Source organism: Protofrankia symbiont of Coriaria myrtifolia (assembly GCF_900634755.1).
Classification (GTDB): Bacteria; Actinomycetota; Actinomycetes; order Frankiales; family Frankiaceae; genus Protofrankia; species Protofrankia coriariae.
The window spans coordinates 1-16,139 of the sequence record NZ_CAAAFS010000321.1 but is presented as its reverse complement, the minus strand read 5'-3'; the positions used below and the strand labels follow the sequence as shown (position 1 = coordinate 16,139).

Below are 16,139 nucleotides of genomic sequence, written 5' to 3'. Positions count from 1 at the left end.
AGTCTGACCCTGATGGCCGTGGTGCGGCGGCGGATCGCCGGGCTGGAAGCGGTGATGCTGCGTGCCCAGGCCCGATTCGCCGGGCTGCGGCCGACCCCTCCCGGGGAGAGGAACCCGGCCGGGCCGGGGTTCGCCGCCGAGGAGATCGCTGCCGAACTGGCCCTGTCCCCGGCCGCCGCCGCGGCCGGCCTGGAGTTGGCGGTCACCGTTGTTGACCGGCTGCCGGCCACTCTGGCTGCGTTGGAGACCGGTGACATCGATCTGCGTCGGGTCCGTGCGGCCGCGGAGGCCACCGCCGCGCTCACCCCGGAGCAGGCCGGTGCGGTCGAACGGAAAGTACTGGCTCGGGGTGGGCGGGCCAGCCCCAGCCTGTTCCGCCAGGCGCTGCGCCGCACCGTCTTGGCGGTGGATCCGGACGGGGCGCGGCGGCGGCATGCTCACGCCCGGAAGGATCGGCAGGTCTGGATCCGCCCGGCCGAGGACGGGATGGCCGAGCTGGGGGCGCTGCTGCCCGCCGTTGACGCCCAGGCCGTCTACCAGCGGTTGGATGCCCTCGCTCGTCAGGCCACTGACAGCCCGGACGAGACCCGCAGCATGGACGCCCGCCGCGCCGACGCGCTGGTCGACCTGCTGCTCGGCCGGGACCGGGGTGCCGAGGTGTCCGTGGAGGTCGGGGTGCTGGTGTCGGCCGCTACCCTCGCCGGGGTGAGTGATGTTCCTGGGGAACTGGCGGGGTACGGGGCGATTCCCGCTGCCACCGCTCGCGAGCTGGCCGCGGAGACGACCTGGCGACGCATCCTCACCGACCCCGCCGCGGGCAACCGGCCGGTCGAGGTCAGCCGCCGCTTCCCCGCCCCCGGGCTGGCCCGGCTGCTACGCACCCGGGAACGGAGCTGCCGGTTTCCCGGCTGCCGCAAACCCGCCCAGTTCTGCGACCTCGACCACATCCGCCCGCACGCCGTCGGCGGACCCACCAGCGAGGACAACCTGCTCGCTCTGTGCCGGCGGCATCACAGGGCAAAACATGACGGCGGCTGGACGCTGCACCGCGCCGACGGTGACACGGCGATCTGGACCAGTCCGACCGGGCGGACCTATCCCAGCATCCCCGAACCCTGGGACGAACCGATCCGGCCCGAGGTTGGAGAGCAGCCCGGGGCCGGGGAAGAAGAGGGCCTCCGCCATGCACCCCGACGGACGGCCGCTACTGTCTCCGCGCCTGTCTCCGATCTTTGTGCCGGGAATCGGAGCCGGGTCGGATCACACGAGCCGACCACGGACGAGACCGGGCGGAGCGGCCCTTCGGACCTCGGCCCACCGCCCTTCTGAAAGTCGATGGCGGGCATGTCCGCAGGTTCAGGGGCCAGCCCGAGGAGCGGCGTAACGGACAGTGATATTCAAGCGGTTCCACGGGTCACAGCCCCGCTTCGGAGATCGTCGACAGAGATTATTTGATGTTCATTCGATGGCGAATAGCTGGTTTGTCGGGTTATGTGGGGTGTCGGCTGTCCGGAACGCGCCCGTGGCTGAAGCTGATCCTCGGGGTTGAGTTCTACAGTTGGTCGTAGGCTGGTGGGTCAGGGCGCCTACCGACTCACTCTGGTCCGGACGGTAGCCGGCCGGGCAAAGAGGTGACGGTAGCGTGATCATGATCCTTTCGTGCTTGGAGTCCGGACGCCAACCGGGAGGCCTGGAGAGACCCGGAAGCGGAAAGTCCGGGATCGGCGGCTCTGGATCACCGGGTCGCCAGAGATTCGGGAGGCCCGGATCACGAGGCTACCGGGAGGAGTGTGTGTGGACGGACGGCAGGACGCGCGGGCGGCATCCGATGCGTCGCGCATGCGGGTTGGCCGGACGTTGTACCGCCGTCCCCTGAGGATCGTCCGCGCACTGTGCGCCTCGGTGCTGGCGGCGGGCGCTTTGGCGCTGATGACGACCGCGTGCTCAGGCGGAAGCGACAGTGTGGACCAGGCCGCCGGTGGTGGCTTCGGTTTCGTCCAACAAGCACCCAATTCCGATTTCGTCCCGGTCAGCAGCCGCAAGCCGGCTCCTGACCTCATCGGTCCCACCGTGGCCGGTCCCGAGCTGAGCCTGGTGGCCTTCCGCGGAAAGATCACTGTTGTGAATTTCTGGGCGTCATGGTGCGCGCCGTGCCGAGCGGAGACGCCTGGCCTGGTCAGGATGGCCGCGGACAACCCGGAGGTGGCCTTTGTCGGAGTGAACGAGAAGGACAACCTCTCCGCGGCGAAGGCGTTCGTCCGGGACAATGACGTGGCCTATCCGAGCATCGTCGACCGGATCGGCACGCTCGCGGCCCGCTGGCCGGTCCCGCCTGGTCTGCCATCGACCTTCGTGCTCGACCGCGAGAGCCGGCTTGCCGCCCGTTTCACCGGCGGTGTGCTCCCGGACGAGTTGACGCCCGTGCTCGCCCGACTCCGGGCGGAGACATGACGGGCGAAGGCGTGACCCGCCCAGCACCGGGCGGAGACGTGGCTTGCCCGACTTCTGGCGGAGGCACGGCGGGTGGAGACGTGGCTTGTCTGGCCTCTGACGGAGGCATGAGCGGCGTCAGGATGAGCCATCCGGACGCAGGCCATCCGGTCGCCGATGACATGGATGTCGGTCGTGCGGTCGCTGGTGGCGCGGATGTCGGTTGTACGAACGTCGGTCGTACGGATGCCGGCGATGTGGGTGCTCATGGCGCTGTCAGCGGTGACAGAATCGGCGGCGTTGTCCGGCTGGAGGGAGCTCCGGTCTGGTTGGGGGGAGTCCCGCGGTGAGCGTCACATCGTTCGTCGCGGACGGGCCGCTGTTGCTCGCCGCACCGGTCGCGGCGGCGGCGGGGCTGTTGTCGTTCCTGTCTCCGTGCGTGCTGCCCCTCGTGCCGGGATACCTGTCATTCATCACGGGGCTGTCCGGTGAGGAACTGGCCGCCCGCCCCTCGGTCGGTGTCGACTCCCAGCCACCAGCGGTTGATACTTCGTCGCCGATGGTTGACGTCTCGTCGCAGATGGTCGCTTCCTCAGCGGCGGCTGGTACTTCTACGGTGGTGGCTGCTGCCTCAGCGGTGCTGGTCGGAGCTTCGACGCCAGTGGCCGGTGGTCGGGTGGCAGGACCGCGGCCCGCTGCCTCTACCGGTGTCGACACGGGTAGAGGCGTCGACGCCGGTACGGGCATTAGCAGCGGTATCAACGCTGGTACCGGCACTGGCGGCAGCAACAGCAACAGCGGTACTGATACCGGAAGCGGTACTGATACCGGAATCAGCGCCGATGACAGCATCAGTACTATCCGCTGGGCTCGGCGGCGACTGCTGGGCCGGGTCACGCTCGGTACCGTGCTGTTCGTCCTTGGCTTCACCGCGGTCTTTGTCAGCTACGGTGCGGCCTTCGGCGGGTTGGGCCGTTGGCTGACCCTGCACCAGGTCGGCGTCAGCCAGATCCTCGGTTCGGTGACCATGGTCATGGGGCTGGCGTTCGCCGGGGTGTTCGCCCGGCTCCCGCTGGCCAACCGCCAGTGGCGCATACACCGGCTGCCCGCACCTGGCCTGGTCGGCGCGCCTGTCCTCGGCGTCCTGTTCGGGATCGGCTGGACACCGTGTCTCGGGCCCACCCTGACGGCGGTGCTGGCGCTCGCGGTACAGAGCGCAACCGCCGGCCGAGGCGCGTTCCTCTCCGCCGCCTACTGCTTCGGCCTGGGGGTGCCGTTCCTCGTCGTGGGCCTGGCTTTCCGGCGGGTGGCCGGTGCTCTGGCGGCGGCCCGCAGGCGTGCCCGGGCGCTCACCTTTGCCGGCGGTGTGCTTCTTGTCGCTGTCGGGCTTCTTCAGGTCACCGGCTTGTGGACCGATCTGATCGCTGCTCTTCGGCCATATGCCCCGGGATTCACGGAGACCCCCTTGTGAGCGTCTTGTGAGCGGGCGAACCAGCCGGACGAGCCGGAGGCGCCCATCCGGGTCCGATCTGGAGCGCAATGCCGCATCCAGCCCGGTGATCGACAGCTTGGCGATCGACGGATCAGGAGCGACGGCGACCATGGCTGTACCAATTACTCCGGGTGTGGACGCTGGCCCGGGTGTGGATGATCCGATCGAGGTCGCCAAGCCAACTGACCTGACCACCCCAAGCGGCTCGACCGGCAGGCCATCATCTCCATCGGGCCCCTCTGGATCGCCGGTCGCCGAGCCGACTGACCGGACCGGCCTGACCGACTCGACAGATGTCTCCGACCAGGCCGGGATCCTGACGACCGTGCCTGATGAGGTGCGGGAACGGATACCCGCGGTGCTGTCCGGCCCGCGCGCCGCGGGCGGCGGCACCATCGGGGCCGTCGGCTCGTCCCGCCCCCTATTGTTGATCATTGGTCCGGTCCGGCGTGCCTGGCACCAGTTGACCAGTATGCGTACGGCGCTACTGCTGCTGTTTCTGCTCGCGCTCGCGGCCGTCCCCGGTTCCCTGCTGCCGCAGCGCTCACTGAACCCGTTGAAGGTCGAGGAGTACTTCCGCGATCATCCTTCGCTCGCGCCGTTCCTCGACAGGCTGTCAGCTTTCGATGTCTTCGGCGCTCCCTGGTTCGCCGCGGTCTATCTGCTGCTGTTCGTCTCCCTGATCGGCTGTCTGACGTCGAGGGTCCGCTGGCATGCCAGGGCGCTGGTGGGACGGCCGCCGCGGGCGCCGGCCCGGCCGAGCCGGCTGGCCGGCGGCCGGTCGTGGGACAGCGCGCTGTGCCCCCCGGAGGTGGTCGAGGCGGCGCGGGTGGTCCTGCGGCGGCGGCGGTTCCGGGTCGCGGTTGCGCCCGAGGGCGCAACCAGGCCCGACAGCAGCCAGGACTTCTCCGTGGCCGCGGAAAAGGGCTACCTGCGCGAGACCGGGAACCTCGTCTTCCACATCGCGCTGGTGTTGATGCTCCTCGGGGTCGGGCTGGGTTCGTGGTTCGGCTACCAGGGCACCGTTCTGGTCATACAGGGTGACGGTTTCACGAACACGCTGGTCTCCTACGACCAGTTCAGCCGGGGCAAACTGGTCGACCCCGCCGGTGACCTGGCGCCGTTCTCCCTGACACTGGAGAAGTTCACCGCGTCCTACCAGCCCAACGGGCAACCAGCGGACTTCCGCGCCGAAGTCGCCTACAGCACCGATCTCGGGGGGCGGATCCGCACGGCCGATATCCGGGTCAACCATCCGCTGGCGATCAGTAGCGCCAAGGTGTACCTGATCGGCCACGGATATGCTCCGCACTTCGTGCTGCGGAACAGCGACGGCAGCGTTGTCTGGGAGGGCTATCAGCCCTGTACGCCGCGGGACGCCATGTTCGTGTCCACCTGCACGTTGAAGATCGGTGACACCGGGCTCCCGCCGACCGGGCCGACCAGGGAGCCTCAGCAGTTGGCGTTCACCGGTGTGTTCACTCCGACCACGCAGCTCGATCCGGCACACGGCTACATTTCGACCCATCCGGCCGCGACCGCCCCCGGCCTCACACTCACCGGTTATGTCGGCAACCTCCACATCAACGAGGGCGTGCCGCAGAATGTCTACTCGCTGGACACCCGGGACATGCGCCAGCTCCACATAGACGGCCCGATCGGCGCCGGGCGGGTGGCGCAGGTACTCGCGTTGAACAATCCCGAGCAGCGGACGATCAGCGGTCTGCCCGGGGGGATGACCCTGGAGGCCGACGGGGTTCGTGAGTTCGCCACGTTCCAGACCAAGTCCGATCCGTTCAAGGGCTGGGTGCTGGTCGCGGCTGTAGCGATCATCGGTGGTCTGCTGGTCAGCATGCGGGTACGCCGACGCCGGGTCTGGCTGCGGGCGCGTCCCGCCGTGTCCGCGCCAGCTGGCGCAGACACCAGCACCAGCGTCAACACCGGCACCGGTTCCGGTCCTGACGCCGACGCCGGCGCCCGCGCGATGAGCATGGTCGAGGTCGGCGGACTGTCCCGTTCCGACGTGGACGGCTTCGCGGCCGAACTACGGGCGATCATCGAGGACATACGGCTGGCTACCACACCCGCCGATGGGGCGCGTCCAACCCGGTCGGGCAGCCCGGAGCGCTCGGAGCCGCCCGGATGGGTTGCGGTTGCACCTGTTCAGGCGCCATCCGGGCCTCCAGGACCACCAGCGGATCCGGGGAACCGGCACAGGGAGGATCTGATGACTGAGCCGGAGGCTGCCCGGGCCAGCAGTGGAACCGGGGATCCCACCGAACAGGAGCTGTGATGCCCGTCAATTCCGGCCTTGCCACGCTGTCCGACCATCTTCTCGGCGTGACTATGGCGGTTTACGCGCTGGCTATGCTCGGCTACGCGGCCGAGTTCGCCTTCAGTCGTTTCGGGCGTGCCAGTGCCACGGCCCTGGCCGAAGGCCGGGCGGGTAGATCGTCGTCACTGGCTGAGTCGGTATCGGTAGCGTCATCGGCCTCCTCATCGGTGTCGTCGGTGCGGGCCGCGACGGTCACGACGCCCGGACGGGTGGCGTCGATGGTCGGCGCGGACGTAGCTGGCACAGCCGCGGCAGGCGTAGACGTGGCGGGCGCGTCCGTCACCCCTGCCGTGAACGATCGCGATCCTGTTGTGGACCCTGCCGCCGAGGCGCTCGCCGCGGCCGACGCCAGGGCGGTCCGGCAGGCCGCCGAGCGGGCGGCGATGGCTGAGGCGATGGCCGGGGACGGCGCGGACCTGCTGACCTCACCCCGGGCGCGTTGGCTCGGCCGGGCCGCGGTGCTGCTCACCGCGCTCGGATGCGCGGCGCACGTGGGTTCGGTGACCGCCCGCGGCCTCGCCGCGGACCGGGTGCCGTGGGGGAACATGTACGAGTTCTCATCCATGATCACCCTGGTTGCGGTGCTGACCTATCTGGGCATGCTGGCCCGGACCCGGGCGCGCGTCCGCTGGCTGGGCGTCTTCGTGATGCTGCCGGTGGTCCTCTACCTCGGTCTCGCGGGCACGGTGCTCTATGTGGCGGCGGGACCGCTCGTCCCGGCGCTCAACTCCTACTGGCTCAAGATCCACGTGGTGGCGGCGATCGTGGCCAGCGGGGTGTTCATGGTCTCGGCGGTCACCACCGTCCTGTACCTGCTGAAGGACCGTTGGGAGAACCGCCTCGCGGCGGTTGCCACCGGACAGGCAGAGGCCTCTGCCGCGATGCGCAGGCGCGGCGGGATCATGATGAGGCTGCCCACGGCCGCGTCGCTGGACCGCATCACCTACCGCGTGATCGGCTTCGCGTTCCCGGTCTGGACGTTCGCGGTCGTCGCCGGTGCCATCTGGGCGGAGGCGGCCTGGGGCCGCTACTGGGGCTGGGATCCCAAGGAGACCTGGTCGTTCATCACCTGGGTGATCTACGCGGCCTACCTGCATGCCCGCGCCACCGCCGGCTGGAAGGGCCGCCGGGCCGCGGCGATATCACTGCTTGGTTTCAGTGCGCTGTTCGTCGACTACTATCTGGTCAATCTGGTCATCTCGGGGCTGCACTCCTACGCGGGTGTCGGTGGGTGAGGCCCGTCAACGCGATCATCCTGAGTGCCGTTGGTCGAGGCTCGGACCGGTCCGTGCCGGATGCCTGCCCGGCTGGCTTCCCGACGGGATCTGTCAGGGATCTGTCAGGGATCTGTCAGGGATACCGACAGGAGGCCGCCAGGATGATGCTGGCCGCCGGTGGCCTCGGCCGTAAGCGGCACCTTCTCGATCGTGCTCGATCGTGTCGCTGCCGGGATGCCGGCCGGATGACGCCGGCCGGCATCAACAGCGCCGTGCTGGCTGTGATGCCAACGTGATGCCAACGTGGTACCGCTGCCAGCATGATTGCTGCCGCCAGCGTGATACAGCGGTCGACGTGACAGGACGGTCGATCCGGCACGGCGGTGAGTGAGGCCGGGTAGGTGATACCGCGGGCGTCGCCGTACGAGCCGGTTGTGGTCGGCCGATTGTGGTCAGGTCCGGGAGGTGCCGTCGCCGTCCCCGCGGCGGATACGCTCGGACAACTCCCGCAGGAACTCCGGATTGTCGTCGGGTGCGACCGGCTGTGGCGCGGGACTGCGGCGTGGCCACGACGGCCACCGGACATTCGATGGCCCGTCCTGGCCGCTTTCCCGGCTGTCCCGGCCGAAGCCGTCCGCCCCGGCCCAGCGGCCCCGGTCTCCCCATGTTGGATGATCCGTAGGATCGATACCCTCGCCGACGCGGTCGTCACGACGGGGGCGGCCGACCAGAAGCCAGGCCACACCGCCGAGGGGGTAAAAGAAAACGATGATCGCAATCCAGGCGAGCTTGGGGAGTGTGCGCACGGCGGCGGACGGAGCCATGATCGCGTCAATGAGTGTGAAAATCCAGAAGCCGAAGATCATCAGTGTCAGTACGAACCCCACCACCGCACCGTTGCTCCTCTCCAGTCTTCACTCCGACCGTCATGACCGTCCGTCACGACCCGGAGTCCTGATCGCGTGCAGATCCATATCCACCGTCGTCCGACGGTACAGCCAATGCTCTCTGGGGCGGTTCCGACGCCCATAGGTGACCATGGACGCCTGTTGATGCCCAAACAGCCGATGTCCATTGGAACAGCTGATGCCCGTTGGAACCATCCGCCCGTCCAGTCAGATCAGTGACGCCAGGACGGCCGCCGCGCAACGACAACACTCCCAGTGTGCTCCTTTCGATTGTGGGACGTGCCGCATGGGTGGAAACCCGTATCGGGTACGGCCGGTCGGCGCACGTCCCGAGGTGCCCACCACCCGGGTGTCGCCCATCGGCACCGGGGCCAACGCGTCGACCATGGCTACCGTGTCGGGCTGCTGTCGTGCCGGGCCAGTGTGTCGATCGTGGCTGCTGGGACGTGTCCGCCACCCGAGGGCGCTGTCTGTCCGACCGGGCGGGCGGGAACTCCCGCCGGATCCGTCTGGTAACCGGACGCGGGTTCCCGCCGGATCCGTCTGGCAGCCGGACGGACGCTGCGGCCAGTGCTACGCGACGGGCCGGCAGCGGGTTCCGGCGGGTGGCCTGACAAGCCCGGACGGCCCGGGCCCGCGGGCCGCTGCCAGGATGGGTGTCCTGCCAGGATGGGTGTCATGGCCTGGGCGGATCTGCGCGCGTTCCTCGTTCATCTCGAGCGCCACGGCGACCTGCGGCACGTCCGCGTCCCGGTCGACCCGGTCCTGGAGGTCACCGAGATCGTCACGCGGGTGGTTCGGGAGGGCGGGCCCGCGCTGCTGTTCGACCGGCCGCTCGGCGCCGACATGCCGCTGGCCATCAACGTCTTCGGCACCGAGCGGCGGATGGCCGCCGCGCTGGGGGCCGGCAGCCTCGACGAGATCGGCGACCGGATCGCCGCCCTGCTCAGACCCGAGATCCCGGTCGGGCTCGGCGGGCTGCGGGAGGCGCTGGGCAAGGTCGCCGCGCTGCGGTCGGTGCCGCCGCGCAGGGTCCGGACCGCGCCGTGCCAGGACGTCGTCCTCAAGGGCTCGGACGTCGACCTGTTCCGCCTGCCCGGCGTGCACGCCTGGCCGGACGACGGCGGGGTGTTCCTGAACCTGGGCCTGACCCACACGAAGCATCCCGAGACGGGTCAGCGCAATCTTGGCATGTACCGGCTGCAGCGCCATGACGCCCGGACGGTCGGCATGCACTGGCAGATCCACAAGGACTCCAACGCCCATCATGCCGTCGCCGAGCGCCGCGGGGAGCGGCTGCCGGTGGCGATCGCGTTCGGCTGTGACCCGGCGGTGACCTACGCGGCGTCCGCCCCGCTGCCGGCGGAGATCGACGAGTACCTGTTCGCCGGGTTCCTGCGCGGCGAGCGGGTGGAGATGGTCGACTGCCTGACCGTCCCGTTGCAGGTGCCGGCGAACGCCCAGGTGGTGCTCGAGGGCTGGCTGGAGCCGGGGGAACGCCGTCCGGAGGGTCCGTTCGGCGACCACACGGGTTTCTACACCCCGGTCGAGCCGTTCCCCGCCCTGCACGTCGACGTGATGACCATGCAGCGTGACCCGGTCTTCCAGACGATCGTCGTGGGCCGCCCGCCGCAGGAGGACGGGCCGCTCGGCAAGGCGACCGAGCGGATCTTCCTGCCGCTGGTCCGGATGATGATCCCGGAGATCGTCGACTACGACCTGCCGGTCGAGGGCGTCTTCCACAACTGCGCGATCGTTTCGATCGAGAAGCGCTACCCCAAGCACGCGCAGAAGGTCATGCACGCCATCTGGGGCGCCGGGCTGCTGTCGCTGTCCAAGCTCGTCGTGGTCGTCGACGCCGACTGTGACGTCCACGACTACTCCGAGGTGGCGTGGCGGGCGTTCGGCAACGTCGACTACGCCCACGACCTGCTGACCACGATCGGCCCGGTCGACCACCTCGACCACGCCTCGTACGAGCAGTTCTTCGGTGGGAAGATCGGCGTGGACGCGACGCGCAAACTCCCGACGGAGGGATACCGTCGCGAGGGCGGCTGGCCCGCGGAGGCCGTGATGGACCAGGCGGTCAGGGACAAGGTCGCCCGGCGCTGGAAGGAGTACGGGCTGTGACCACCGTCGACCACTGCTCACCACCGTCCACTTCACCACCGTCCACGGCGGGGGCGCGACGCTCGCCGGAACCTCCGGGAGATGGTCGTTGGTGAGCGACACGGCGTTCGCCCCGGGAGTGCCGGGGCCGGCATCGGCGCCTGACGGTCCCGTCCGCGCCTTCCTGCGGGTGGTGGTGATCGAGCACTCGGTGTTCGCGCTGCCGTTCGCCTACGTGGCGGCGCTCGCCGCGTCGTTCGAGGTCTCCCGCTCCGTGCACTGGCTGGACATCGCGCTGGTGACCGTCGCGATGGTCGCCGCCCGCACCTTCGCGATGGCGACCAACAGGATCATCGACCGGAAGATCGACGGACGTAATCCGCGGACGGCCGGCCGGGAGCTGGTCACCGGCGTGGTGTCGGTACGCACGGCCGCGGTCGGCGCCGTGATCGCCCTGGGTGTCTTCGCCGGGTCCGCCGCCGCGCTGTCCTGGCTCTGCCTGGCCCTCGCTCCGTTCGCGGTCGCCCCCCTGATCGTCTACTCGTACGCCAAGCGGTTCACCAACTTCCCGCACGCCGTCCTCGCGCTGGCCCAGGCGGTCGCACCGGTCGGTGCCTGGATCGCCATCACCGATCGCTGGTCGTGGGCCTCGGTCGTGCTCGGGCTCGCGGTCGGTACCTGGATAGCCGGCTTCGACCTGATCTACGCCTGTCAGGACGCCGAGGTCGACCGTGGCATCGGGGTGGGCTCGGTGCCGGCCCGGTTCGGGATCCGGGTGGCGTTGGCCGCCTCGGTCGTCACCCATGTCGTGACGTTCGCCCTGTTCGTCGTGTTCGGGCTGATGGAGGACTTCGGCGCGTGGTGGTGGGCGGGGCTGGTGGTGACCGCTGTCGCGTTCTGGTACGAGCACGCGATCGTCTCCGCGGACGACCTGTCCCGGGTGAACCGGGCCTTTCTGACGGCCAACGGGTTCGTCGGCATTGCCCTGTTCGGTTTCGCCGTCCTCGATTTCGTCTCCCGCGGCCTGGCCTGGTGACGGCCATGACGACCGCGGCTACCCCGTGACGACCGGGCCACTGCGGACGACGGTGCCATCGTGGACGACGGGGATCGCAGAGGACGTCATGATCGCCGGAAGTGCGGGAGGCGTCGAGAGCACGGGGTCGGGGTGCGTCCGGGCGACCACCGGCGTGAGCGAAGCGGGAAGGGTGGCCGCAGGTAAAAGAACGTCGGGGTGCGTCCGGCGACCACCGGCGTGGGGCGCATCCGGACAGCTGGCCGGATAGTCGGCAGCCGGACGGTCAGGCAGCCAGACGGTCAGGCAGCCGGACGGCCGGGCAGTCGGGCGGCCGGGCGGATAGTTGGGAGGACGGGTGCGTCTCGACAGCCGGGACGCGGTGCCGCCACGGCCGGGCGAAGGCGAACCGCGGCTACCGTGGGTGGTCGGTGTCAGCGGCGCGAGCGGGACGCCGTACGCGGCGTCGGTGCTGCGCGGCCTGCTGGACGCCGGGCTGCCGGTGGACCTGGTCGTCTCCCGGGCGGCCCGGCTCACCCTGTTGGACGAGACCGGGATCGCCTGGCGGGACAGCACCTGGCCACGGTCCCTGGCCAGCTGGCTCGGAGTCGACCCGTCCGTCATCTCCGCGGCGGCCGCGGCGGATCTGCTCCGTCACTGGTCCTGCGGTGACCTCGCCGCCGGCCCGAGCAGTGGCTCGTACCTGACCAGGGGGATGATCGTCGTCCCCGCGAGCACGGCCGCCGTGGCCGGGATCGCCCTCGGGTTGTCCAAGGACCTGCTGCAGCGTGCCGCCGATGTGACGCTGAAGGAAGGCCGTCGGCTGGTGGTCGTGCCCCGGGAGATGCCGTTCACCCGCTCGACCCTGCTGCACATGCTGTCCCTGCACGATGCCGGCGCGGTGGTGGCGGCCGCCAGCCCCGGCTTCTATGCCGGCGCGACCGACGCGCGCGCGCTCGTGGACTTCGTCGCCGGCAAGATCCTGGACGCGGCCGGGGTGCCCAACGACCTGCTGCGTCGCTGGACCGGCGAGCTCGGCGCCGCCCGCCGCCCACCCTCGTGACCGCCACGGATCCGGTGGGTCGTACCGTGAATTCGCGGGATCCGTACTCGTATCGGTTCGAGATGCCCGTCGGGAGACGCACACCGGACTGGGACAGAGGCGAGCATGACACACGACGCCGGCAGGAAGAGCGACGGGAAGCGGCGGACGAGAGGCAACGGCACGCGGGCCGTGCCTGCGGACCTGAACCGGACGCCGCGGCCTCGGACGCCCGCTTCCGGTGGCACCGCCGACGGTTCGGGTGCCCGGGTGAGCTGGCCCGCCGGGCGTCCCGTAGCCGGTCAGGCCACCCTCGGCCTGCGGGTGCAGTTGCCGTATTTCGCCGCGCGGATCGCGGCGCTGCTCGTGATGCTGACCATCCTGCTCATCCTGAGCGTCAATCCGCTCCTCGCGATCCTGGCCGGTCTCGTGATCGTGGGTGTGCTGACCTATCCGGTGGGCCGGTTGCAGCGCAGGGCCGCCCAGCAGGCCGCCGGCCGCGTCGGTGTCGGCGCGGGGCGCTGACGGCTGAGTACCCGCAGCCCCCGGAGGAACATGCGTGTAGTCCCGGGAGTCGGTAACCCCGGGGCGAACGGGTACGGGGTGGTGGTGTGGCCGTGCTCCTGGCCACGCTCCTGGTGGGACGGCCACGCTCCTGGTGGGACGCCGGTGGTCCCCGGGGCGAACGAGTCCTGAGCTGACGGCCGGTTGCCGGGGGAACCGGCAGCCGGGGGACCCGGTGGCTGGCCGTGCGCCGCAGTGATCTCTTCTTTATCATCCTCGCAGGCGCTTGGTCACTGAACGTGTTCTCGCGCATGCGGACGTGAGCGGACTAGTCACCACATGACCCCGATGTGTCACGCCCGAATTACCACTGAAGCAAGAACCTTCTGTATATTGACTGTCAACGCTCTGTGACAGGAGGCTCAGTGACAACGACACCAACACCACAATCCGCTCCGCTGCTGACACCGGCCGAGGTGGCGAGCATGTTCCGGGTCGACCCGAAGACGGTGACCCGCTGGGCCAAGACCGGGAAGCTGACCTCGATCCGTACCCTTGGTGGCCACCGGCGCTACCAGGAGGCGGAGGTCCGCGCGCTCCTCGCAGGGGTCTCGCCCGGGGACGGCCTGGCCTAGCCACCAGGCCGCCGCGTCCGGTGGATGCCGGGTGACACCCGCCGATCCACCGGACGCGGCCGGCTTGGCCCTCGGGTCGGCTTGGCCCTCGGACCGGCCGCCCAGGTCGCTGCACCCGTGGCCCGGAAGTTCGAGGCGCCACAGGTCACATGTCGGCGGGACGCGGCACCGGGCGGGACTACCCTCGTTCTCATGGACGTCGGGCTCAAGCGGGAGATCGAGGCGAAGGTACACGCCGGCGAACGGCTCAGCCGGGCGGACGGCGAAGCGCTCTACGCCAGCGACGAGCTGGCCTGGCTGGGGGAGTTGGCGCACTCCGTCCGCGTCCGCAAGAACGGGGATGCGACGCACTTCAACGTCAACCGGCATCTGAACCTCACGAACGTGTGCGCGGCATCCTGCGCCTACTGCTCGTTCCAGCGCAAACCGGGTGAGGCCGACGCGTACACGATGCGCATCGAAGAGGCGGTACGGCTGGCCAGGGCAATGGAGCCCGCCGGCATCACCGAACTGCACATCGTCAACGGCCTGCATCCCACGTTGCCGTGGCGCTACTATCCGCGTTCGCTGCGTGAGCTGTCGAAGGCGCTGCCGGGTGTGGCGCTCAAGGCGTTCACGGCCACCGAGATCCACTGGTTCGAGAAGATCAGCGGCCTGCCCGCGGAGGAGATCCTCGACGAGCTGATCGACGCCGGCCTGGAGTCGCTGACCGGAGGCGGGGCGGAGATCTTCGACTGGGAGGTCCGCCAGCACATCGTGGGACACGAGACGCACTGGGAGGACTGGTCGCGCATCCACCGCCTCGCCCACTCCAAGGGCCTGCGGACGCCGGCCACCATGCTCTACGGCCACATCGAACAGCCACGGCACCGGGTCGACCACGTACTGCGGCTGCGCGAGCTGCAGGACGAGACCGGCGGGTTCGTGGTGTTCATCCCGTTGCGCTTCCAGCACGACGCGGCCGGTGACCCGCGTAACCGGCTCATGAACCAGCCGATGGCAACCGGGGCCGAGGCGCTGAAGACGTTCGCGGTGTCCCGGCTGCTCTTCGACAACATCGATCACATCAAGTGCTTCTGGGTGATGCACGGCCTGACCACCGCCCAGCTCGCCCTGAACTTCGGCGCGGACGACCTGGACGGCTCCGTCGTCGAATACAAGATCACTCATGATGCCGACGGTTTCGGGACGCCGGACACGATGACCCGAGAGGACCTGCTCGAGGTGATCAGGGACGCAGGCTTCCGCCCGGTGGAGCGGGACACCCGGTATCGCGTGATCCGTGAGTTCGACGGCCCCGACTCCAGCCGTCGGGATCTTCCCCAGGAGATCAACGCCTGAAACGCCAGTTATGTGACCATGTGTAGCGATACAGTCGACGACCAACGTCAACGGGCGCCGGCCAGCAGAGAAGATCGCCGCGAGTTTGTCGTCAGGTACGCCCATCGGGCTGAAAAGCGTACCGAACGACGAACTCGCCTGGATCAGGCTCCACGTGGGTGGTCGCGGATGGTGTCCGTACCGCGTGGCTGGCGCTCCAGCGCGATGGCCGCCGACGTCGACCGGGTTCGGGCGGCATGATTCTTGGTTCTTGTGACCCGGACGTCGCTCCAGCGACATCGAAACCACAACGATCACAGCGTCGTGGGGCGATGAAGGCATGTGCTCACGGCACCAGCCGAAGGCGGCGCGATCGTTGTGTCGCGTTGCCGGAGGCTTGGAGGGGGCGCAACCGAAGGCGGCGCGATGATGTTCATCGTGCTTCCGGAGGTGCGCGGAGGACTACTAGCCGAAGGCGGCTTGATCATGAATGGTGACCGGTCGGACAACCGGCTGAACGATCGCCCGTCCGGCCCGGACAGCCGGCTGCCGCAGTCGGTTCCGCCCGTCCGGTCGGACGCGGCAGCCGGGGCGCCACGACCTGCCGCGTCGGCTCCGTCGGCCCCGTCCACTCCGCGGCCCGGGGCGCCGCGGCCGGCTCCGTCGGCGCGCCGTGTCCTGCCGCGGGGATCCGCGGGGATCGGTTCCATCTTCACGCTGGCTTTCCTGGCGATTCTGCTGCCGGGCGTGGCCGCGTACGCGCTGCTGCGGCTCGCAGGCCTGGCGATCGGGCCGGCCGGCCTGCTCGGCCTGCTGGTGATGTTCGTCTGCCTGGGGCTGTATCCGTCCCTGCTGCAACGTCTCGGCTGGGTGCCTCGGCGCCGTGCCCGCCGGACGAGATGACGGCCGGTGGCGGGATGGCTGCCGGCCGCGGGGCCGCGGGCGGCGACCGGCGGTGCGGCGGTGCGGCGGCGGTGGGCTACGGGGAACGGCCGGTGGCGGGATGAGGCCGGTGGTGAGATCGGGATAAGGCCGGCGGCGAGGTGAGCCTGGTGGGGCACAGGCCGCGGAACCCGCCCATGCCGTCCGGCGTATACGAGATGACGGGGCGTGGGAGGAGACTGGGCGGAAG

13 protein-coding genes are annotated in these 16,139 nt (G+C 69.6%); 12 read left to right on the top strand and 1 reads right to left on the bottom strand.

Going from position 1 to position 16,139, the window contains the following annotated elements:
• The 5 genes from CM1CMNOD_RS18890 to ccsB all read left to right on the top strand — a co-directional run.
• The coding region (locus tag CM1CMNOD_RS18890) for an HNH endonuclease signature motif containing protein (RefSeq protein WP_131774103.1) at positions 1–1,329 on the top strand (1,329 nt) is incomplete at its 5' end.
• Between the two features lie 465 nt (positions 1,330–1,794).
• Complete coding sequence (locus tag CM1CMNOD_RS18885) at positions 1,795–2,451, top strand: TlpA family protein disulfide reductase (protein ID WP_013875184.1); 657 nt, start codon at positions 1,795–1,797, stop codon at positions 2,449–2,451.
• A gap of 325 nt (positions 2,452–2,776) precedes the next feature.
• Positions 2,777–3,901, top strand: a complete 1,125-nt coding sequence (locus tag CM1CMNOD_RS18880; RefSeq protein ID WP_013875183.1) for a cytochrome c biogenesis CcdA family protein — start codon at positions 2,777–2,779, stop codon at positions 3,899–3,901.
• Between the two features lie 130 nt (positions 3,902–4,031).
• A complete protein-coding gene (resB, locus tag CM1CMNOD_RS18875) occupies positions 4,032–6,215 on the top strand; it encodes a cytochrome c biogenesis protein ResB (protein ID WP_013875182.1) in 2,184 nt (727 codons plus the stop codon).
• The gene (ccsB, locus tag CM1CMNOD_RS18870; RefSeq protein WP_013875181.1) at positions 6,215–7,492 is read left to right on the top strand and encodes a c-type cytochrome biogenesis protein CcsB; all 1,278 of its coding nucleotides are present in this window, start codon (positions 6,215–6,217) and stop codon (positions 7,490–7,492) included. The genes resB and ccsB overlap by 1 nt, the downstream gene beginning before the upstream one ends.
• Before the next feature lie 434 nt (positions 7,493–7,926).
• Here ccsB and CM1CMNOD_RS18865 read toward each other — a convergent pair whose 3' ends face one another.
• Positions 7,927–8,364, bottom strand: coding sequence for a PLD nuclease N-terminal domain-containing protein (locus CM1CMNOD_RS18865; protein ID WP_013875180.1), 438 nt, complete (start codon positions 8,362–8,364; stop codon positions 7,927–7,929).
• A 696-nt stretch (positions 8,365–9,060) separates the two neighbouring features.
• Between CM1CMNOD_RS18865 and CM1CMNOD_RS18860 the strand changes: the two genes are divergently transcribed.
• The 7 genes from CM1CMNOD_RS18860 to CM1CMNOD_RS18830 all read left to right on the top strand — a co-directional run bounded on the left by CM1CMNOD_RS18860 (position 9,061) and on the right by CM1CMNOD_RS18830 (position 15,910).
• Positions 9,061–10,512, top strand: coding sequence for a menaquinone biosynthesis decarboxylase (locus tag CM1CMNOD_RS18860; protein ID WP_013875179.1), 1,452 nt, complete (start codon positions 9,061–9,063; stop codon positions 10,510–10,512).
• 91 nt (positions 10,513–10,603) lie between these two features.
• Positions 10,604–11,527 carry a menaquinone biosynthesis prenyltransferase MqnP gene (gene mqnP / locus CM1CMNOD_RS18855; protein ID WP_013875178.1) on the top strand — a complete coding sequence of 308 codons (924 nt, stop codon included), beginning with the start codon at positions 10,604–10,606 and terminating at the stop codon, positions 11,525–11,527.
• A 337-nt stretch (positions 11,528–11,864) separates the two neighbouring features.
• Complete coding sequence (locus CM1CMNOD_RS18850; protein ID WP_013875177.1) at positions 11,865–12,569, top strand: UbiX family flavin prenyltransferase; 705 nt, start codon at positions 11,865–11,867, stop codon at positions 12,567–12,569.
• Between the two features lie 249 nt (positions 12,570–12,818).
• Positions 12,819–13,073 (top strand): DUF4133 domain-containing protein, encoded by a 255-nt coding sequence (locus CM1CMNOD_RS22570; protein WP_165001769.1) that lies wholly within the window; start codon positions 12,819–12,821, stop codon positions 13,071–13,073.
• Between the two features lie 404 nt (positions 13,074–13,477).
• Positions 13,478–13,687, top strand: coding sequence for a BldC family transcriptional regulator (locus CM1CMNOD_RS18840; protein WP_013875175.1), 210 nt, complete (start codon positions 13,478–13,480; stop codon positions 13,685–13,687).
• 192 nt (positions 13,688–13,879) lie between these two features.
• Positions 13,880–15,028 carry an aminofutalosine synthase MqnE gene (gene mqnE / locus CM1CMNOD_RS18835; protein WP_043607184.1) on the top strand — a complete coding sequence of 383 codons (1,149 nt, stop codon included), beginning with the start codon at positions 13,880–13,882 and terminating at the stop codon, positions 15,026–15,028.
• Between the two features lie 405 nt (positions 15,029–15,433).
• Entirely contained in the window at positions 15,434–15,910 is a 477-nt protein-coding gene (locus CM1CMNOD_RS18830) for a hypothetical protein (protein ID WP_013875173.1), read from the top strand.
• The last annotated feature ends 229 nt before the right edge of the window (positions 15,911–16,139 follow it).